19 protein-coding genes and 1 riboswitch are annotated in these 19,176 nt (G+C 53.5%); of the genes, 16 read left to right on the top strand and 3 right to left on the bottom strand.

What is annotated here, in order from left to right; all coding sequences use genetic code 11:
- The 7 genes from SRBAKS_RS04670 (at position 1) to SRBAKS_RS04640 (ending at position 8,309) form a co-directional block, all read left to right on the top strand.
- Positions 1-903 carry a CdaR family protein gene (locus SRBAKS_RS04670; protein ID WP_229594156.1) on the top strand — a complete coding sequence of 301 codons (903 nt, stop codon included), beginning with the start codon at positions 1-3 and terminating at the stop codon, positions 901-903.
- A gap of 30 nt (positions 904-933) precedes the next feature.
- On the top strand, positions 934-2,286 hold the full coding sequence (gene glmM / locus SRBAKS_RS04665) for a phosphoglucosamine mutase (protein WP_229594154.1): 1,353 nt from the start codon (positions 934-936) through the stop codon (positions 2,284-2,286).
- Positions 2,287-2,309: 23 nt separating this feature from the next.
- Positions 2,310-3,182: a UTP--glucose-1-phosphate uridylyltransferase GalU gene (galU, locus tag SRBAKS_RS04660; protein WP_229594152.1), complete on the top strand. Its 873-nt coding sequence runs from the start codon at positions 2,310-2,312 to the stop codon at positions 3,180-3,182.
- 10 nt (positions 3,183-3,192) lie between these two features.
- Entirely contained in the window at positions 3,193-3,924 is a 732-nt protein-coding gene (locus SRBAKS_RS04655; protein ID WP_229594150.1) for a hypothetical protein, read from the top strand.
- Between the two features lie 6 nt (positions 3,925-3,930).
- Entirely contained in the window at positions 3,931-6,297 is a 2,367-nt protein-coding gene (gene priA, locus SRBAKS_RS04650) for a replication restart helicase PriA (RefSeq protein ID WP_229594148.1), read from the top strand.
- A 71-nt stretch (positions 6,298-6,368) separates the two neighbouring features.
- Positions 6,369-6,878 carry an OmpH/Skp family outer membrane protein gene (locus tag SRBAKS_RS04645; protein WP_229594146.1) on the top strand — a complete coding sequence of 170 codons (510 nt, stop codon included), beginning with the start codon at positions 6,369-6,371 and terminating at the stop codon, positions 6,876-6,878.
- Positions 6,879-6,890: 12 nt separating this feature from the next.
- Positions 6,891-8,309: an SH3 domain-containing protein gene (locus SRBAKS_RS04640; RefSeq protein WP_229594144.1), complete on the top strand. Its 1,419-nt coding sequence runs from the start codon at positions 6,891-6,893 to the stop codon at positions 8,307-8,309.
- Between the two features lie 64 nt (positions 8,310-8,373).
- Here SRBAKS_RS04640 and SRBAKS_RS04635 read toward each other — a convergent pair whose 3' ends face one another.
- Positions 8,374-8,814 (bottom strand): hypothetical protein, encoded by a 441-nt coding sequence (locus SRBAKS_RS04635; RefSeq protein ID WP_229594142.1) that lies wholly within the window; start codon positions 8,812-8,814, stop codon positions 8,374-8,376.
- Between the two features lie 109 nt (positions 8,815-8,923).
- Positions 8,924-9,028, top strand: a riboswitch (TPP riboswitch).
- A 68-nt stretch (positions 9,029-9,096) separates the two neighbouring features.
- On the opposite strand from SRBAKS_RS04635, the gene thiS reads away from it, so the two are divergent.
- Genes thiS through thiC form a run of 6 tightly spaced genes read left to right on the top strand, consistent with a single transcriptional unit; the run spans position 9,097 to position 13,804 of the window.
- Positions 9,097-9,297, top strand: coding sequence for a sulfur carrier protein ThiS (thiS, locus tag SRBAKS_RS04630; protein WP_229594140.1), 201 nt, complete (start codon positions 9,097-9,099; stop codon positions 9,295-9,297).
- 9 nt (positions 9,298-9,306) lie between these two features.
- Entirely contained in the window at positions 9,307-10,083 is a 777-nt protein-coding gene (locus SRBAKS_RS04625) for a thiazole synthase (protein ID WP_229596908.1), read from the top strand.
- Between the two features lies 1 nt (position 10,084).
- Positions 10,085-11,212, top strand: a complete 1,128-nt coding sequence (gene thiH / locus SRBAKS_RS04620) for a 2-iminoacetate synthase ThiH (RefSeq protein ID WP_229594138.1) — start codon at positions 10,085-10,087, stop codon at positions 11,210-11,212.
- Positions 11,209-11,838 carry a sulfur carrier protein ThiS adenylyltransferase ThiF gene (thiF, locus tag SRBAKS_RS04615; RefSeq protein WP_229594136.1) on the top strand — a complete coding sequence of 210 codons (630 nt, stop codon included), beginning with the start codon at positions 11,209-11,211 and terminating at the stop codon, positions 11,836-11,838. The genes thiH and thiF overlap by 4 nt, the downstream gene beginning before the upstream one ends.
- Positions 11,838-12,494 carry a thiamine phosphate synthase gene (thiE, locus tag SRBAKS_RS04610; RefSeq protein ID WP_229594134.1) on the top strand — a complete coding sequence of 219 codons (657 nt, stop codon included), beginning with the start codon at positions 11,838-11,840 and terminating at the stop codon, positions 12,492-12,494. The genes thiF and thiE overlap by 1 nt, the downstream gene beginning before the upstream one ends.
- Positions 12,495-12,496: 2 nt before the next feature.
- Complete coding sequence (gene thiC / locus SRBAKS_RS04605) at positions 12,497-13,804, top strand: phosphomethylpyrimidine synthase ThiC (RefSeq protein WP_229594132.1); 1,308 nt, start codon at positions 12,497-12,499, stop codon at positions 13,802-13,804.
- Positions 13,805-13,860: 56 nt separating this feature from the next.
- Here thiC and SRBAKS_RS04600 read toward each other — a convergent pair whose 3' ends face one another.
- A complete protein-coding gene (locus SRBAKS_RS04600) occupies positions 13,861-14,937 on the bottom strand; it encodes a class I SAM-dependent methyltransferase (protein ID WP_229594130.1) in 1,077 nt (358 codons plus the stop codon).
- Positions 14,938-14,974: 37 nt separating this feature from the next.
- Positions 14,975-15,847 (bottom strand): LysR family transcriptional regulator, encoded by an 873-nt coding sequence (locus SRBAKS_RS04595; protein ID WP_229594128.1) that lies wholly within the window; start codon positions 15,845-15,847, stop codon positions 14,975-14,977.
- Between the two features lie 128 nt (positions 15,848-15,975).
- Here SRBAKS_RS04595 and SRBAKS_RS04590 point away from each other — a divergent pair, with 128 nt between their 5' ends.
- The 3 genes from SRBAKS_RS04590 to SRBAKS_RS04580 all read left to right on the top strand — a co-directional run bounded on the left by SRBAKS_RS04590 (position 15,976) and on the right by SRBAKS_RS04580 (position 19,134).
- The gene (locus tag SRBAKS_RS04590) at positions 15,976-17,220 is read left to right on the top strand and encodes an APC family permease (RefSeq protein ID WP_229594126.1); all 1,245 of its coding nucleotides are present in this window, start codon (positions 15,976-15,978) and stop codon (positions 17,218-17,220) included.
- A gap of 476 nt (positions 17,221-17,696) precedes the next feature.
- Entirely contained in the window at positions 17,697-18,383 is a 687-nt protein-coding gene (locus SRBAKS_RS04585) for a hypothetical protein (RefSeq protein WP_229594124.1), read from the top strand.
- A 268-nt stretch (positions 18,384-18,651) separates the two neighbouring features.
- Positions 18,652-19,134: an EF-hand domain-containing protein gene (locus tag SRBAKS_RS04580; protein ID WP_229594122.1), complete on the top strand. Its 483-nt coding sequence runs from the start codon at positions 18,652-18,654 to the stop codon at positions 19,132-19,134.
- Positions 19,135-19,176 lie beyond the last annotated feature (42 nt).

Here is a 19,176-nt window from a genome sequence, read left to right as displayed (position 1 = left end):
ATGAAAAAGTGGCAAACCATAATTCTGTCGATTGCGCTGGCTGTATTCACTTGGTTCCTCGTGACAGGGCGAGAAGTTGTGGAGACCTGGGTGGACATGCCGGTTGTCATGACCAATCCGCCTGAAGGACTGATTATCGGCGATGGGCTGGTGGACAAGATTCAGGTTCGCTTGCGCGGTCCCAAGGGGTTGGTTGGCAATCTTTCCTCGCAGAACCTGGTCTACAAATTGGATGTCAGTCATCTCAAGATAGGTGAGCGGATTGTGGAGATCGATACCTCCCGCATCCCGCTATCATCAACTTATGAAATCATCGAGGTTAAGCCCAATCGCCTGAAGTTGACGGTTGACCGGCGCATATCCAAGAAGATTGCGGTGGAAGCTGTCTGGTCAGGCGACATGAATCCGGATTATGAGCTGCGTGAAATCGCGGCGGCACCGGATTTGGTGGTTATTCGCGGGCCGGAGACTTTATTGCGCAAGATAACCAAAACCCGCGTGGTCATGTCGGAAGATTTTTTGGAAGCCGTTCCAGCTTCCTGGGCCGAAGATGTCGGTCTGGAACTGCCTGAGGAGATCGAAGCGTCCCCCGGCCAAGTGCGTGTGGAAGCTTTTTTTGGACCGAAACTGCATCAGATATGGGTCAAGGTCCCCCTGGAGATACATGCGCCGAGAGGATATAAGGCCACTGTGTCCCAGAAATATGTACGCTTGTTGGTGGAAGGTCCGATTTTCCTGTTCCGAGACAATGAGTATCGCAAGGAAATTGCCGCTACTCTGATTTTCGGTAGCGAAATGGCCGCAGGTGAATTCAATTTGGATTATGATGTTACCCTGCCTGAAGGCTGTCGCGTGGAAAAGAAGAATCCCGAAACCGTGACAACTACCCTGAAGAAAAAATAGCCGCGTTAGACGGCGTATTCGGAGCAATCCATGAATCAAAGGCTTTTTGGCACTGACGGCCTGCGCGGTCAGGGCAATATATTCCCCATGACGCCGGAGATAGCTCTTCGGCTTGGCTTGGCCGCTGGCCAGTATTTTCGTGATGGCAGTCGCCATCGTCGTGTTGTCATAGGCAAGGACACCCGTCTGTCGGGCTATATGTTTGAGACGGCGTTGACCTCCGGGTTGTGCGCCAACGGCATGGACGTTTTCCTGGTCGGTCCCATGCCCACTCCGGCCATTTCCTTTCTGACTCGCAACATGCGCGCCGATCTCGGCGTCGTCATCTCCGCTTCCCACAATCCGTTCATGGATAACGGCATCAAGTTCTTTGACCGTAACGGTTTCAAGTTGCCGGACGAGGTTGAGGACGAGATCAGTCAGTTGGTCCTGGACGATACTACCCAGTGGGACTACCCCGCAGCCGAGGACATCGGGCGGACCCACCGCATCTCCGATGCGCGGGGACGGTATATCGTGTACCTGAAAAACAGTTTTTCCCAGAAGCTCACTCTGGACGGCATGAAAGTCGTGCTGGATTGCGCGCACGGAGCTGCTTATGGCGTTGCCCCGGACGTGTTGGAGGAGTTGGGGGCCGAGGTCATCAAGATCGGCGTAAAACCCAATGGCCTGAATATCAATCAGCAGTGCGGCTCGCTGTATCCCGAAGTCATTTCGCAGTCGGTCGTCGAGAATGGTGCGGATATCGGTATTGCTCTGGACGGAGACGCCGACAGACTCATCGTGTGTGATGAAAAAGGTCGTATTCTGGATGGTGACCAGATCATGGCCCTTGCGGCGCTCAGGCTCATGGAGACCGACAAACTGCCCAAGAACATGCTGGTGGCGACGGTCATGTCCAACATGGCGTTGGAAATATTCATGAAGGAGAAGGGGGGAACCCTGCTGAGGACGGCTGTTGGCGACAGGTATGTCATGGAAGCCATGCGCAGGGAAGGAGCCATGCTTGGTGGTGAACAGTCGGGACATCTCATTTTCATGGAGCATTCCACGACCGGAGACGGACTGTTGGCTGCGCTCCAACTGCTGCGACTCATGCGAGAGAAGGATCGCCCTCTTTCTTCATTGGCTGGATTACTCGAACCCTTCCCGCAAGTACTGCTCAACGTGCATGTGAAGCGGAAGATTCCCTTTGAGAAGGCCCCTGAAGTTCAGGTCGCTGTTCGCAAGGTCGAGGAAGCTCTCAAGGGTAAGGGCCGCGTCCTGCTTCGTTACTCCGGTACCGAGGCGGTCTGTCGAGTCATGGTCGAAGGCCCGGACAGTGATAAGGTCGCACTCTATGCCGGTGACATCGTCGAGGCCTGTGAAAAGTTTTTGAAGTAACCCCGAAGCAATCGGAGGAACACATGGATATCAAGAAAGTCGTCATTCCTGTAGCTGGTTGGGGCACACGTTCTTTGCCTGCCACCAAGAACGTCCCCAAAGAGATGTTGCCCATTTTTCGCAAGCCCATTGTGCAGTATATTGTTGAAGAAGGTATAGAAGCCGGACTTCGAGACGTGGTGTTCATCACCAACCAGAACAAGACCATTATCGAAGACCACTTTGACCGCAACTTTTTGCTTGAACAGCTGCTGGACCGCGCAGGCAAGGTTGAGATGCTTGAAGAAGTGCGCCGTGTGGCCTCGCTGGTCAATGTGATCGGCGTGCGTCAGAAAGAACAGCTTGGTCTGGGGCATGCCGTGTTGTCGGCTGCCGAGATCTGCAAGAGCGAACCTTTTGCCGTCATGCTTGGCGATGACCTGATGTTCGGCAAGGATACCGGTATCGGCGAACTTATTGCCGCGGCCAAAGCCACAGGCAAGGCTGTTGTCGGCGTAATCGAAGTGCCTGATGACAAGGTCAGCAAGTACGGTGTCATCAAGGGCGAAAAGCTGGATAACGACACCTATCGGGTAACAAACCTGGTTGAGAAACCGGCAATTGAAGACGCTCCCTCCAATCTGGCTATTATCGGTCGATATGTTCTTCTTCCTGAAATATTTGATATTCTTGAGGGTCAAAAGGCCGGCGTCGGCGGTGAAATTCAATTGACCGACGCGCTACAGGGCTTGGCTGACCAGGATAAACTCATTGCCGTACGACTCGGTGGTCAGCGTTTTGACGCTGGTGACTGGGTGGAATACCTGACGGCCAACATTTACTTTGCCTTGCAGGATGAAGAGCTCAGAGATGATCTTGTCTTGCGTTTGCAGGAATTGCTCTCCTGCTCGAAGTGAGTGCATGTATATGAAACGGATTGCGTTCCTGATCATTGCCTTCTTCGCTCTTTCAGCTCTTCCTGCTCTGGCTTTTTTGCCGGATGACGAAGAGCTGGGAGCGATTTTACAGAAGACATACGGCCCGTTGTCCTCATGGGAAGCGGAGGTGACCTTTCCGGAATACCCGGGCGTCTCCGTCAATCTCTGGTTCAATCAGGGAAAGTGGCGGCAGCAGTGGATGGCCGGAGATTCGGTCGAGGCTGTTGGTAACGGCGGCAATGTGGTTGCCTCCTGCCTTGAAGGGGGCTTTGCGCAGTCCCCCATGTTCCTGTGGGTGACTCCGCATCCGCTCAAGAGCTGGCAGCGGTGGGGGGTGGACCTGACTGTCCGTACTTTTGGGTTTTACAGCGATCAACCGTGCGTCATGATCGGAGCCGCTCCAGATGACAGCCTCGCGCCTGCCGTGTATCTCAATAACGAGGACCATGCGCCGGTGTTTGTGCGCTATTCGTCCCCGGTCGGGCTGACCTCGGTTGCCTATATGGACTACCGCACCTATGCCGGGTACCGTGTACCCCAAAAGGTGGTGGTTACGGTGGGAGAGTTGCGTCTTGAATGTCTGGTGAAATGGAAGACGGTCAAGCAGGCGGACGGCGAGGAACTGTACGATCGTGCATCGTTGGGGCATACCGTGTGCGTCCAACCTCCGGCTCCCTTTGATTTTCTTCGGGACACGTTCCGCTTTCCCGTAACCCAGTAGGTTCATATGGCCGATCTCTGGCAGGTAACGCTAGTCAGTCCTCCGTATCAGGCGTGGACATATGAGCGTCCTTCGTATTTTCCCGACCTCTCTCCGGGGCAGCGGGTCATCATTCCCTTTGGCAAATCCCATAGGGCGGGCGTGGTTATCGGGCCTGCCGAGGCAGCGCCGGAGGGAGTGGAAATCAAATCCATGATCTGGCCGTTGGAGCGGTCTGTCATTTTGTCTGAAGACTATGTGGACATGGCCGTGAATCTGGCTTCGCGTCAGATGGTCAATGTGGGGCGTATTCTTGAAATAGCTCTGCCTCGCGGTTTGCGGACCGCGGCAGTGACGTTTCGAGTGGACAAGCATATGTCAGCACGGAAGCTCCCGGCGTCCGTTCGTCCGTCAGCTCTTGTCAAATATGATGACGAGGACAAGGCAGCGCTCATGGAGCTGTGGCTGGCCGGACGCATGCGCGTACGCGTCAATGCGAAGAAAGAGGCGGAGGAGCGGTTTGTTTCGCTTGAATCTGATCCGCCGTGGGCCGTGCGCCCCAATGCCAAGCGACAGCTCCGTTTGCTTAATCATCTGCTCGAAAACGGTCCGCAGAGTCTGTATGGCCTGAAATACGCCTTGGGTGATTGGGTGTCCGATACGGCTGCCAAGCTCGAAGAAGCGGGCATAGTCCGTATTGGCGAGCTGACCGCCGACAGCATGGCCGGTGTGGATGAAGGCAAAAGCGTGTGCGTCGAGTCCGAGCAGTGTGCCTTCGCGTTGACGGACGAACAGCAGGTCGCTCTTGATGAAATGACCACGGCCATGCAGAACGGCGGTGGGGCGCACCTTGTGCATGGAGTGACCGGCAGCGGCAAGACCGTGCTCTATCTGGAGATGGCGCAGCGGTATCTGGAAGTGGGCAAGTCCGTTATGCTCCTTGCGCCGGAGGTGGCTCTGGCCTGCCAGTTGTATCGGAATGTGGCCGCGCGTTTTCCGGGCGTACAAACATATTTTTATCATGGATATCAGAGTCCGAAGAAGCGGCAGGCCACGTTCCAGGCTCTGGCCAGGGGGACAGAACCGGCGTTGGTTGTCGGTACCCGTTCTTCGTTGTTTTTGCCCGTGCATGACCTGGGCATGATCGTCCTCGACGAAGAACATGATGAATCCTACAAGCAGGAAGAGCGGCTGGCCTATCATGCCAAGGAAGTGGCCTGGTTCCGAACGGCCCGGAGCCATGCGTTGCTGCTGCTCGGTTCGGCCACGCCGGATGTGAAGACGTTCAATGCGGCCAGCCAGGGACTCATCACTGTGTCCACCATCAAGGAACGGGTGGGAGACACTGTTTTGCCTGAAGTTGAGCTGGTGGATATTTCCAGCCTCAAGGATCCGGACAAGCCCCTGGCAGGGTCAACGGTAGAGGCGATTACCGCGGCGGTGGAAGCCGGAGAGCAGGTCATCGTCATGCTGAACCGGCGTGGGTATGCGCCAATCATGTATTGTCTGGATTGCACGGAAACCGTGCGCTGTCCGGATTGTGAAGTGGGAATGACCTACCACAAGGGGCGTGAACGGCTGGTCTGTCATTATTGCGGTCTCTCCTATTCCTACCCCCTGACGTGCAAGAAATGCGGGGGAGCAAATTTCCTGCCCATGGGCGGCGGCACTGAAAGACTGGAAGAAGTCGTGCAGAAAATCCTTCCTGAAGGGACGACTGTTCTGCGTCTGGATCGGGATGCCACCAGGCGGCAGGAGCGGCTGGAGGAAATCCTTGGCGCGTTTGGTCGGGGCGAGGCGCAGGTGTTGGTCGGCACGCAGATGATTTCCAAGGGACACCATTTTCCCGGTGTGACATTGGTCGTGGTGGCCGACGGCGATCTGGGATTGAACCTGCCTGATTACCGTTCAACGGAGCGGACATTTCAGTTGTTGGTACAGGTGGCGGGGCGTGCCGGGCGCGGTGAGAACCCTGGCAGGGTGCTTATCCAGACGCGCAATCCTTCGCATCCCATATGGAGTGAAATCCTGACCGCAGACTACAGCGGGTTCCAGAAGCGGGAAATTGGCCGTCGTCAGATGTTCAATTATCCTCCTTTTTCAAAAATGGCGCTGGTACGCCTCAGTTATCCGGTCAAGTATGATGAAGGAAAGGATGCCGTCGGATTGATCGGTCAGATTTTACGCGATGAGGGTAAGAAGATGGGTATGAGCGTGCTTGGGCCGGCCCCTGCACCGCTTTCCGTGCTGCGGGCGCGCAAGCGGTTCAATTGTCTGATCAAGGCTGACGATTGGGCCAAAGTGCGCACGGTCTTCAGCCAGGCTGTTCGGGCCAATCCCAACCCCAACATGGTGCGTTTGGTGCTTGATCTGGACCCGTTGTCCACATTGTAAACGCTCTCGACAAGGTACGACCTTGTCAGCTACATTGCCATAACTCTCGGTATAACAAGGCAGTCATCTTTATGAAAATATTGAAAGTTTTTCTTTTTCTTTCCTGCACTCTCCTGTTGGTGTCGGTGTCGGCATTTGCCCAGCAGTCCAAGGTCGGGTTTGTCAATCCTCAACGGATTATCAATGAATCCAAGCTGGGCCGCGTGGCTCAGGAGGATCTGGCGAGGCTGGGCAAGGAAAAGGACCGTCGCGTTCAGGCGGCATTGGCGGAAGTGGAAGCGTTGCAGGAGCAGGTGAAGGATGAGCGGCTCTCTCTGGCGGAGCAGGAAGTCAAGGAGCAGGCATTGCACTTTGCCGTACAGAATTACGAGAAACTGGTGAAATCCAGTAATGTCATAATCCAGGCCGAGGAACGACGACTCATCAAGTTCGTCATGCGCCGGGCGGATTCCATTTTAAAGAGTATTGCCAGGCAGATGGGGTTCACCATGATTCTCACCGACCCCGAGATTATCGGGTATGTGGATGGTTCCATGGACATTACCGATCAGGTTATCAGTCAACTTAATGCAATGATATAGGGCGGCGGAATAATGCGAAAGATTCAGATATGCAGCGTCGTTGTCCTCACCCTGCTGGTGTTTGCCTCCACGGCATACGCCTTTGGTGAAATTCGGTATGCGGATAGGCCTCTCAATCTGCGGAGCGCTCGCTCCGCCAAGGCTCGCTGGGTAGGAAGCCTGTATCCGGGACAGAAGGTACGCATCGCCTACCTCAAGGAAGGCTGGGTTGCGGTCTTCGAACCGAATGAGACCCGGAATACGCAGGCTGCAGCTGTGGGATATTCCAATGTCAAATACCTCAAGAAGAAGCGTACACGGCATGAACCCAAAGAGTGGGGAGAAGTGGTGTACGCCAATCGGGCTGTCAATATCAGGACTAAACCAAACCGGAGAGGGAAGAAGGTAGGGCAGCTCAAAACCATGATGCATGTCAAAGCGGATTTCCCCGATGGAGACTGGACGCGGGTCTTTCCGATGGATGCTACCATCCGATCTGAGATGGGCGGTATGGGGTATTGCAGCGCAAAGTATCTGGATCCTGCTACTGAAGCCTCGCTTGCCAAGGCCGGACTGGGCAAGGCCCCAGCCCCTGAAGAGCAGGAAGTGGCCGCACAACCGGAAAAACCGGCTCCGCCGACTTTTCAATTGGTTGAACTGACATCAACCATTAATGTGCGCATGAGCCGCACCTCAAGCTCGCCGCTGGTTACGACGCTGCGAGAGGGGGATCGGGTCAAGGTCGGTTTGCTGCGAAGCGGTTGGTATGCCGTTTTCAAGGAGAACTCCACCGTTCTCGTCGAGAGCGGTTCCATGGGGTACTCTCTGCAAAGTATTATCGATACGGGGAGTAAGGCTGTTGTTGAAGCGACCGCTCCGGTCAAATCGGAGGTCCGGCAGGCTGTGGTTCCGGTAGAATCGTCCGTAGTCGTATCAAAAACCGTGACTCCGCCACCAACTCCGGAGCCAAAGGCCGTAGCTCCGGTTGTTCCCAAACCGGCCCCGGTGAAACAGGAGCCTGTAAGAGAGCCTGTCGCGCCAAAACCGGCACCACAAGCAGTGGCACAAGCTCCGGCCAAGCAGCAAACCATTGTGATTGATCGGAAGGCCTTTACCGGTGCGAAACGGCCTGATCCCACACCAAACAAGACTGCTCATGGATATCAGTATAGAATTGTAGAGAAATCCGAGACACGGCAACTGGGAGAACCCTGGATTGTCCTCAAGGTGTTCTTGTCCACGACCAAACTGCCAAATGAAAAGGCACTCAAAGACTTTGCGTCTACATTGTGGAAAGAGAACCGGAGAGTCGCAAAGAATGTCGCCGTGTTGGTGTATCTCCCCGGCATGGACATGGAGGATCTTTCCTACGGTGTGGTCAAATTTGACTATGATAACTTTCTGGAAATCTGGGTGCGAAAGGCAACATTGTTCGGAACGGATTTCATGTAATATCCAAAACACAAAAGCCCCTGCATGACTTGTCATGCAGGGGCTTTTGTGTTTTCTGAAGGAGCTAGCCCAGTTCCTGTTCAAGGAAAAGCGGGATCGTCTTTTTCAGGGTGCTCCGCATTTGCGGCTTTTTTTCAGGGGTATCTTTTGTGGAGCGCGGGATCATGTACAAGCCGTGACAACTCTGGCATTCCCAATGGTTTTCATGCTGGTGCAGATGTACCAGGAGCCCGTCCCGATCATAACACACCTGGCAGAATGGACCTTTGCGTTCTCCATCATCAATCAGCCAGTATTTTTGGCCGTCAAATTGGATTTTTTCAGCAAGATCAAGAACTTCAGCGACTTCTGAAATCTGCGATTTCAAGGCCTCATTCTCTTCGCATACCGCCAGAAATTCTTCCTGCAAGCTTTTGAGAAGCGCTTTGGCTTCATCAAGCTTTCCTTCTTCAAAGAGGTCGAATGCACGCTTGAAACCGGTTGCCTGAAATAGTGTCGAAAACATGAGACGGTCTCCCGTTATAGTATTGTCACGGATGCTTTATCGGCTGATTTTCAATGTAACTTTAGGTCTGAGAAATTTTCTTTACACGGCTATGAATGTGGAATAGGGTTTTTCCAGCTAGGGGAGCCTCTATTAAGGCTGAGAGGGACAAGTAGTCCTACCCTTTGAACCTGATGCGGATAATTCTGCCGTAGGGAAGCTTGTCTTGAACTGGTTATACATAATCAGAACACGCTTGCCCTATTTGGGGTGAGCGTTTTTTTTTGGCCTCAAGGAGTAGCCATGAATATCGTGGTCAATGGAAGTGAAATGGAGCTGGACGAGGGTGCGACCATTCTCGATCTGCTCGAGAGCAAGGAGATCTCCCCGAGCACCGTGGTGGTGGAACGAAACGGGGAAATCGTACCGGGCGACATGTTCGGAGCAATGCAGCTCGAAAGGGGAGACCATCTGGAGGTCCTCCGTTTCGTGGGCGGTGGATAAGAGGATATGATGAACGAAGATCTGTTTGAAATCGGTGGCTTGAAGCTGACCAGTCGGTTGTTTACCGGTACAGGTAAATACGGCTGCGACTCTGTTATTCCTGACGTATGCGAGGCGTCCGGTTCTGAGGTTATTACCGTGGCTCTGCGTCGCGTTGACCTGCAGTCCGACACCGGAAACGTCATGGATTTCATCCCCAAGAACATGCAGCTCCTTCCCAACACCTCTGGCGCGCGTACGGCTGATGAAGCCGTCCGTATCGCCCACCTGGCGCGAGCCATGGGGTGTGGTGACTGGATCAAGATCGAAGTGATTTCCGACAACAAGTATCTTCTGCCTGACGGATATGAAACCGCCAAGGCAACGGAGATTCTTGCCAAGGAAGGGTTCGTTGTCCTGCCATACATCAATGCCGACCTCTACGTTGCCAAGGATCTGGTCAACGCCGGAGCCGCTGCCGTGATGCCTCTGGGCGCACCTATCGGTACCAATCGTGGTCTCAAAACCCGTGAAATGGTCCGTATTCTCATTGAAGAGATTGAGCTGCCCATTATTGTTGACGCTGGTATAGGGCGGCCTTCCGAGGCGTGTGAAGCCATGGAAATGGGCGCGGATGCCTGTCTGGTCAATACGGCAATTGCCACGGCCAGTGATCCCACGATGATGGCCAGGGCTTTTGGACGCGCGGTGAAAGCCGGGCGCGAAGCCTATCTTTCCGGCCCTGGTGCCACCAAAAAACACGCGGACGCCTCGTCTCCCCTGACCGGCTTCCTCGGTGGAGTGTAGCGTGAGTTTCTATCCTTTAGTCAAAAAGTATATGGACGCAGCACTGGATGAACAATTCAGTGCCGTCTCCGAGGACGACGTTCGTCGGGCCTTGGCCAAAACTTCGCTTGATGCGAATGACTATATGGCGCTCATAAGCCCTACAGCCGTTCCGTTTCTGGAAGAAATGGCCCAGAAGGCAAGTCGACTTACGGCCCAGAATTTCGGGCACACCATTCACCTTTTTACTCCGTTGTACCTGTCCAGCTTTTGCTCCAACCACTGTGTGTATTGCGGCTTCAATGCAAAGAACAAGATTCCGCGCAGCCGTTTGACCATGGAGGAACTGGAGGTCGAGGCCAAAGCCATCAGTGCGACCGGACTCAAGCATCTGCTGATTCTCACGGGTGAAGCTCCGGCCAAGGCCGGGGTTGATTATCTTGTCGAATGCATGACCGTGTTGCAAAAGCACTTTCCCTCTGTCTCCATCGAAGTCTTTGCCATGGATGAGGATGAGTATGCCCGGTTGGTCGATGTCGGTGTGGATGGCCTGACGCTTTTTCAGGAAACCTATGACGAGACGTTGTACGCCAAGCTCCATCCCAAAGGCCCGAAGAAAGACTTCCGCTATCGTATTGATGCCCCGGAACGGGGCTGCAAAGCCGGTATGCGTGTCGTCAACATCGGCGCTCTGCTTGGACTGGGAGACTGGCGCAAGGATGCGCTGCTGACAGGTCTTCATTTGAAATACCTTACGGACTTGTATCCTGAAGTGGATATCGCGGTTTCATTGCCGCGTATGCGCCCGCATGCCGGAGAGTTTCAGCCTTCCACCATTGTGGAGGATCGGGACATGGTTCAGATCATGCTTGCGCAACGGCTCTTCCTGCCTCGTTTGGGTATTACCGTCTCTACCCGTGAATCTGCTGAGTTCCGCGAGAACATCCTGCCCCTTGGCGTGACCAAGATGTCTGCCGGGGTGACGACTGCCGTTGGCGGTCATACGCAGCACAATGATCAGGTGGGGCAGTTCGAAATCTGTGATGATCGCAGTGTGGAAGAAATGAGCACGGCCCTGCGCAAATGTGGCTACCAGCCTGTTTTCAAGGATTGGGAACCCATCTTTGACATGGAAACGACGGGCGTATGAACCGGACCGAACAGGGCATAGCCGTCTACTTGGGCGAAGACTGTCTGGAATACCTGCAGGGAATCACTGTTGGGATTGCCGGTGCAGGAGGACTTGGTTCCAATTGTGCCATGCATCTGGTCCGGTCGGGGTTCAGGCGGTTTGTCCTGGTCGATTTCGACCGGGTTGAGTTGTCCAATCTCAATCGGCAGGCATTCACCCTCGAACAGGTCGGACAGCGCAAAGTGGAGGCACTGGCAGCGAATATGATGGCCGTGAATCCGGATTGCGAGTGCGACGTGCATGATGTGGAAGTCACTGCCGACAATATCTCGTCATTGTTTGATCACTGTTCCGTGGTGGTGGAGGCGTTTGATGCTCCAGAGGCCAAGAAGGCGCTGGTTGAGAAACTGGTACCCACGGGCAAGCTCGTGGTGGCTGCTTCCGGCATGGGCGGCGTGGGTGAAGCCGACGCTCTTGTTACACGGAAGGTGCGGGATACGTTTTATCTCGTCGGTGACGGAAAAACAGCATGTGCGGGCGATACACCACCCATGTCGCCGAAGGTAGGCATTGCCGCTGCCAAGCAGGCAGATGTGGTGCTCGGATATTTTCTTCAATTGTTTGACAAGGAAGGAGGGCGTTGATGACACGCGAAATCACCCGCCGGAATATCCTGGATACGGATATTTACTGTCTGACCGGAGAGAAATTCTCACTGGACAGACCGAATATCGCTGTGGTGCGGGACATGCTCGAAGCGGGCGTCAAGATTGTCCAGTACAGGGAAAAAGAAAAGAAAATGGGCATGAAATATGAGGAATGCCTGAAGATTCGAGAGATGACCCGCGAGGCAGGAGCCGCATTCATCGTCAATGACGACATCGATCTGGCCATGATAGTGGAGGCCGATGGTGTGCATGTCGGGCAAAAGGACATTCCCATTGAAGCCGTGCGGAGGCTCGTAGGCGACAAGATGGCCATCGGGCTGTCCACGCACAGTCCTGTGGAGGCGCATGACGCGGTCAAGCGCGGTGCGGACTACATCGGAGTCGGTCCCATCTTTGCCACACAGACAAAGGACGACGTCTGCGACCCTGTCGGCTTTGAGTATCTGGAGTATGTCGTCAAGTACATAGACATCCCCTTTGTCGCCATCGGCGGCATCAAGGAACACAATATCGGCGAGGTCATCAAACGGGGCGCGTCCTGCGTGGCCCTGGTCACTGAAATCGTCGGTCAGAAAAATATCAAGAAAAAAATAACCGCGCTTCGTCAGCAAATCGAAGCAGTGAAGGAGTAATCATGGCATCATATACAACTCAGATGGACGCAGCTCGCAAAGGCATTGTCACCCCGCAGATGGAAACTGTTGCCCGCAAGGAGAACATCCGTATCGAGGACCTCATGGAGCGCATGGCCAAGGGAACCGTTATCATCCCGGCCAATAAGAATCATCCCAACCTCGACGCTGAAGCCGTTGGTGAAGGCATGCGCATCAAGATTAATGTCAACCTGGGCATTTCCAAGGATTGTGCTGAGATTGAGCCGGAACTGGTCAAGGTGCAGGCTGCCCTCGACATGAAGGCCGAGGCCATCATGGACCTCTCCTGCTACGGCAAGACCCAGGAATTCCGTAAGGCTCTGGTTGCAATGTCCCCGGCCATGATCGGTACGGTTCCCATCTACGATGCCGTTGGTTTCTATGACAAGAACCTTCAGGATATCACTGTGGACGAGTTTTTCGACGTGGTGCAAAAACACGTTGAAGACGGTGTGGATTTCCTGACCATTCACTGCGGATTGAACAAACATACTGCGGAAAAGGTCAAGCAGGGCGGTCGGTTGACCAATATCGTGTCTCGCGGCGGTTCCCTTTTGTTTACCTGGATGGAGATCAATAACGCCGAGAACCCGTTTTACGAGCACTTTGATCGTCTGCTCGACATCTGCGAAGAGTACGATGTCACATTGAGCCTTGGTGATGGCTGCCGTCCCGGTTGTCTGCACGACGCCACGGACGCCTGTCAGGTGGAAGAACTCATCACGCTGGGCGAGCTGACCAAGCGCGCCTGGGAGCGCAATGTTCAGGTCATGATCGAAGGCCCCGGCCATATGGCCATGAATGAGATCGCAGGCAACATGATGATGGAAAAACGGCTGTGCCACGGTGCGCCGTTCTATGTCCTCGGCCCGCTGGTCACCGATGTTGCTCCCGGTTACGATCACATCACCGCTGCCATTGGTGGCGCCATTGCCGGTGCTGCCGGTGCGGACTTCCTCTGCTATGTCACCCCGGCCGAGCACCTGCGTCTGCCTACTTTGGAAGACATGAAGGAAGGGATCGTTGCCACACGTATTGCCGCTCACGCTGCCGATATCGCCAAGGGATATCCCGGTGCCACGGACTGGGATGACAACATGAGCAAGGCTCGTGCTGCCCTGGACTGGAATGCCATGTTCGATCTGGCCATGGACCCGGTCAAGCCCACAGAATACCGAGAGTCTTCAAAGCCCGAGCATGAGGACTCCTGCTCCATGTGCGGCAAGATGTGCGCTGTGCGCAATATGAACCGTGTGTTGGAGGGCAAAGACATCCAACTGGATGATTAGGCCTCACTCCCGTAATTGATGAAAAGCCCCGGAGGGTATATCCTCCGGGGCTTTCTTTATTCAGGCTTGTGGCCGTACACCACATAGACGGGGTCGCTGACGCCTTTGGTGTCCATGAATTTCGGGTCGTCCTTTTTACGCCAGTCATTGCGCATACTGACACTCCCGGCCCGCTCATCAAGCTTGGCTACCCGGAGGTATTCCAGAGCCAGCCCCATGCGCTCGAACTCATGCAGATCAATCCAGCCCTGAATGACGTGTTCAGGGTCATAGTGGTTGGTGAAGCCTATGAGCACAGGGGCGCCTGGCTTCAGGAAATGCACCACATAGCGCAGGATGTCTACCGGGCGAGTCATGTATTCAAGAGAGCACGTGCATACGGCTGCATCGTATTTGCCCTGCGGTCGTTCGGAGTCCATGGACAGGTCGAGAATGCGCATTTCCGGTTTGAGGAATCTGGCATGGATTTTTTCCAGATTTTCTCTGGCGGTCTGGTCCATGGGGGGCGGAGAGAATGGGGCATCGATCGTATTCAACTGGTCGAAAAAGGCGGAATGGAAAAATTCCGTTGGCTCCTCGTCATGCATGGCCTGCATTCCCGGTCCCCAGTCGCAGGTCGTCTCGCGCCAGTGGGTGAGGGATCCATAGGTGCCGGTATCCCGCTCCTCCACATACTGGATGGTGGCAGTGATCGTGACCGGGATGTTGGCCAGCGGGTGGTTGCGGTCGGCAATGAATGTTTCGCTGTCTTCATCCAGTTCAAGAAGTCGAAAAGGGGTCAGGGTATCGGGGTAGATGTCCAATAGTCCGTTGATGTGTCCCTGCGGGTAGAAGCGACCTTCCTGAGGAATGATCGGGCGTCCGCTCAGGGTTTTGGGACGAAGTCGATCCAGAGGGATCGTCTGCACCAGCTTGTCTTTGAATCGAGGGATGCACATGCGGGGCTCGTATGTCATGGTTACGGATTCGCCCGCTTTTTTCCCTTCGAGTGCTGCGCGCATGCCCCGTGGGAATACATCGTTGACCGGGTTGAACTTGCGGCCCAGAAACCACTCTTCATGGTGTCTGTCATCCAATTCCCAAGTGATGGCAAATTCGATCGCGCCAATGGTCGTGTCTGAAAAATGCGTCATGATAGTATACTATTCCTTGAAGTCTCAGAGCAGGCCGCTACCAACCGGCGGCTTCGGTTCTGGTGAATTCCATGAAAGCCTCCATGGCCGGGGAGAGCCATTTCCCCTTGTGGTAGGCAAGCTGTATTGTGATCGGTTGGAGGCAGTCCTGTTTGATATGACGGATCTCTCCGTTTTCAATTTCCTTTTTGACGACGATGGTCGGTAGAAACGAGATGCCGAGATTGCAGAGGACGTATTGCTTTATGACTTCCACACTGGAAGTCTCAATGATGTTCTCGGCGCTGATTCCCTTGTGCTCCAGAACCTCCTGGAAAAGCACCCTGTAGCTGCATCCGTGCTCTGTATAGAGCACGGCATGGTCCGGCGAATCAACAATTTCTTCACTCGGGTATTCCCGTGGCAGGATTATCGACATGGGTTCGACAAAGAGTGGCTCGAAAATCAGATCCGATTCCTCAACCACGCGGTCCAGCAGTATTGCCATATCCAGATCACCTTTGCGAATCTGATCGCGCATGGCCGGACAGGTGGCATTGTGCATGACGATTTCGACCTGTGGATATTTTTCCTTGTACTGTCGCAGAATTGGGGAAAGTCGATAGATCATGGTCGATTCCGGAGCGCCGATGCGCAGGGTTCCCGAAGGCTCACCTGATTCGTGCTTGAGATTGCATACATCTTCATAGCTTGAAAGCAGGGGCAGGGATTGTTGGTAGACAAGTTTGCCGAACGCGTTGAGGGTGATGCGTTTGCCCATACGGTCGAACACCGGTTGTCCGTAATATTCTTCTATGGCCTGTACATGAGAAGTGATGGATGACTGGGCATAGTTCAAGGCCTGGGCCGCCTTGGTGAAGCTGCCGTGTTCGACAATCGCCTTGAATGTGAGGAAGTTGCGGATTTCCATACGAGCTCCTTCAGTCTCTGGTACTGATTCTTATCAAATTAATTGAATAATACAATCAAAATATTCAGTTTTTCAAATAAGCGTCGTCTTGTTACCGTCCTTTTTTCAACCATACAAAGGGAGAAAGCATGAGCAAAAATACCATGGGGGCACTGCAACTCAGCGGATTGATTGTGGGGGCGGTTCTGGGGTCGGGGATTGTCCTGCTGCCTCCGATAGCACAGGCGCAGCTGGGGACGTGGGCCATTATGGGGTGGGTAATCATCTTGTCGCTGGGCGCTGTCTTTGCCGGCGTGTTTGCCAAGCTTGCACTGGCGTTTCCCGGTAGTGAGGGGGTTCCCATCGCTGTTCGTGAGGCGTTCGGACCCCGGGCGGGGCAGTTGGTGTCCAATTATATAATCTGTGCCGTTTTGTGTGGACCGGTCGCTGTTCTCATGACCGCTGCGGACACGATTGCGCGTACCTTCAACTGGCCATTCGAGAGCTTGCCACTCATTTCGGGTGGGCTTCTCTGTGTGTGCGCCATACTGCTCATGCGGAGGGTTACCGTGATCGGAACCGTCAGTTTGCTGGCGAGTATCGGCATAGGTGTCGTATTGTTGGCCGGGAGTGTGACCACCATCGCGCTTTCCCCTGAGGTGCCATGGCCGGATTCCAGGTTGGACCTGTCAATTATGGGGCGGACGCTGCTTGTCCTTTTCTGGGCCATAATCGGCTGGGAGATCATCGGTAATTATTCCATGGAGGTACGCGACCCGAAAAGATCGGTTCCCCAAGCCACAGCCTTGGGCGTTTCCGCCATCTGTATCATCTATTTCCTTGTAGCCTGGGCGTTGTATTGTGGGGGACATACTGGTGAGGCTGTCTCAGTGGCTGATGTGGTTCGTCCTCTTTTGGGGAGTGCGTCCAAAGCGGTCATAATGGTGATTACAGTGGTTTTGTGTCTGTGTACTTTCATCATGATCATAGGGGGAATATCCCGATTGATAGCAACGCTGGCGGGTGTCGGTAAACTGCCAGGCGTCCTGGCTTACAAGACAGCTTCCGGCGCACCTGTCGCGGCCTTGGGCACGTTGTTTTCCGTGCATCTGATCAATATGGTGTTGTTGTATTTTCAGTATATTACGTTGGAGCAGCTTCTTGCCTTTGCCAACGTCTTTTTTCTGGCTAATTCCCTGGTCGCAATACTGGCAGCCATGTATTTGTTCCCATCCATTTTTTTCAGAATCTCCTGCGCATTCCTATGTTCAGGGTTTGTGCTCTTGCTGGTGTTCTCTTCTTTGTGGCCTTTGCTCATGGTGGCAGGGGTGACGGTGTTTACGTGTATCCGAGCAGGTCACAAGAGTGTCAACCCGGTAACGGAGAGGCATTAATGTCTATTGTCTCGGCCCTTTTTGTTGTTTTAATACGGTCAAGGTGTGGAGTTTATTGCCTATTATTTCTTTGACTGCGGAATCTTGTAGCGGGAGTTGTGGAGTGTCTTTTGTGCTTTATGGTATGTTTTTTCAATATGTTAGGTGTGATTGGTTGCGGGAGCGCAAATGAAGCCGTTGGTTGCTGGGATGTTTTTTGCATATCTAATACGAGCTGACGGATTTTCGACATTCTGTTGCCGGTGGCCGTGAGTAGCGGGAGAAGGGTATGAAACCTGGGGTTGATTTGGAAAACAACTTTGGTGTTTTGAACTTTTATTAGGTTGTGGATATACTTTTTCCACAGTTTAACCCTAGGGAATATTGTATTTTTTTTGACAGTATAGGGTCGCTGTGGTAATTATTTTTCAAAGATTGATTTTCAATTGTATCTTTGTGAAAAGTCTAGACTTTTTCTAAATTATCAGGAGGCTCTTGTGGCTGATACGACTCCTTCCCAGAGTGTGATACAGGTGTCCCTTCCCGAGGCCAATGAAATCACAGAGTACCACGTGTCCTCGGATATTCCGGTCAAACTCAACTTTTATGTTTCTGAAGTCATGTTTTCCTGTGATGGTAATGATCTGATTCTTACCGGTGAGAATGGCGGTGCTATCGTTATCAAGGATTATCTGACCATGGGGCAAGAGGGAACGCTTCCTCCGTTTGAATTGTTTGGCGGAGAGAATGTTCCCGGAGATATTTATCTCTTTGCCTTCAGCGATACCGAGCAGAGTATTGAAACCGCGGGTGGAGATCCCGTTGATCCTGACGCCGAAGTTGAAGCAGGGCTACTGTATGACGAGGCAAATCATGGTATTCTGCCTACTTCGCATGACCATCCTGCTGCGAGCGGTCTTGATAGTTCTTCCATGCTTGATGCTACGACGCCCGAGAGCCACAGTCAGCTTTCTTCCGACATTCTCTCCTACCAAGCGCTCTTTTCGGAGTACACCGTTGATAGCGCCGCATCAGACGATGCCGGCCATGAAACGTACATCCCTTCCTTGTTCAGTCCTTCCGTTGCCGGCGGCGTTGATTCCGTCCCCGTCTCTTTTGTTGACTCCATCGATCCCATAAACGACCTCATTCAGCACGTCATCGACTTCCCGGATTCGCTGTAATTGTATATGATTTGAAACAGATACGGTCCGGCCTCTGGTCGGACTTTTTTTGTGTTCAGTGTAGAGGATCAGGCCCTGCGCCGGGAGTCGAGGCGTTAATATTACTTACGATTTCTTGATGAATCTTTCGTAACAAAGTGTTGGGGTTGTACGATATTTACAATAGAACTCCATACTTCATCCACCGGCCTCCCTGGGAGAGGGGTGACAATGGCATTGGCAGTTGTCGGGCCGTGGAATCGAATATGGAATGCTCTAGGAGATACGTATGGAAATCAGTTCTGTTGATTCCATGACAAGTTTGATGAATTTGCAGGCTCTGCAAAGGGGATCGTCTACTGAAACCGATGAATCAGATACGACATCCAGTTTTCTGGATGCCCTAGATTCGGATGGGGATGGTTCTTTGAGCAAGGCTGAGTTCTCTGCCAGCGGAGGCTCGGAAAGCAGCGAAGTGTTTGATATCCTGGACACCAACGAAGACGGTGTCGTTTCTCAGGATGAACTCGACGCGGACAAGCAGTCCAATTCAGGCATAGTGAAGGCCGCAATGGAAGCTGGCAGCTTTGGGGGCATCCAACAAAATGGGGATACCGAAGGTTTTCAGCAACTGATGGATATGGTCGGAGAGAATTCTGGCGAATCCCGGTCAGAGGGAGCGGAACGGTATAGTCAGATGCAGGAATCCATGATTGGCGGATCCGACTACATCAACCAGTCTGTTACTGGCGGGTTGGATCTTACTGCCTGAGTGTTTCTGTGGGGTATGGTACGGGCTGTGCCGTGGGCACAG

It is taken from the genome of Pseudodesulfovibrio sediminis (assembly GCF_020886695.1).
GTDB lineage: Bacteria > Desulfobacterota > Desulfovibrionia > Desulfovibrionales > Desulfovibrionaceae > Pseudodesulfovibrio > Pseudodesulfovibrio sediminis.
This window is presented reverse-complemented; position numbering and strand designations above follow the sequence as displayed.

Bases quoted from the DNA above. Each gene is read 5' to 3' on its own strand.
- SRBAKS_RS04670 (WP_229594156.1), top strand. From the start codon at position 1: ATGAAAAAGTGGCAAACCATAATTCTGTCGATTGCGCTGGCTGTATTC.
- glmM (WP_229594154.1), top strand. From the start codon at position 934: ATGAATCAAAGGCTTTTTGGCACTGACGGCCTGCGCGGTCAGGGCAAT.
- galU (WP_229594152.1), top strand. From the start codon at position 2,310: ATGGATATCAAGAAAGTCGTCATTCCTGTAGCTGGTTGGGGCACACGT.
- SRBAKS_RS04655 (WP_229594150.1), top strand. From the start codon at position 3,193: ATGAAACGGATTGCGTTCCTGATCATTGCCTTCTTCGCTCTTTCAGCT.
- priA (WP_229594148.1), top strand. From the start codon at position 3,931: ATGGCCGATCTCTGGCAGGTAACGCTAGTCAGTCCTCCGTATCAGGCG.
- SRBAKS_RS04645 (WP_229594146.1), top strand. From the start codon at position 6,369: ATGAAAATATTGAAAGTTTTTCTTTTTCTTTCCTGCACTCTCCTGTTG.
- SRBAKS_RS04640 (WP_229594144.1), top strand. From the start codon at position 6,891: ATGCGAAAGATTCAGATATGCAGCGTCGTTGTCCTCACCCTGCTGGTG.
- SRBAKS_RS04635 (WP_229594142.1), bottom strand. From the start codon at position 8,814: ATGTTTTCGACACTATTTCAGGCAACCGGTTTCAAGCGTGCATTCGAC.
- thiS (WP_229594140.1), top strand. From the start codon at position 9,097: ATGAATATCGTGGTCAATGGAAGTGAAATGGAGCTGGACGAGGGTGCG.
- SRBAKS_RS04625 (WP_229596908.1), top strand. From the start codon at position 9,307: ATGAACGAAGATCTGTTTGAAATCGGTGGCTTGAAGCTGACCAGTCGG.
- thiF (WP_229594136.1), top strand. From the start codon at position 11,209: ATGAACCGGACCGAACAGGGCATAGCCGTCTACTTGGGCGAAGACTGT.
- thiE (WP_229594134.1), top strand. From the start codon at position 11,838: ATGACACGCGAAATCACCCGCCGGAATATCCTGGATACGGATATTTAC.
- thiC (WP_229594132.1), top strand. From the start codon at position 12,497: ATGGCATCATATACAACTCAGATGGACGCAGCTCGCAAAGGCATTGTC.
- SRBAKS_RS04600 (WP_229594130.1), bottom strand. From the start codon at position 14,937: ATGACGCATTTTTCAGACACGACCATTGGCGCGATCGAATTTGCCATC.
- SRBAKS_RS04595 (WP_229594128.1), bottom strand. From the start codon at position 15,847: ATGGAAATCCGCAACTTCCTCACATTCAAGGCGATTGTCGAACACGGC.
- SRBAKS_RS04590 (WP_229594126.1), top strand. From the start codon at position 15,976: ATGAGCAAAAATACCATGGGGGCACTGCAACTCAGCGGATTGATTGTG.
- SRBAKS_RS04580 (WP_229594122.1), top strand. From the start codon at position 18,652: ATGGAAATCAGTTCTGTTGATTCCATGACAAGTTTGATGAATTTGCAG.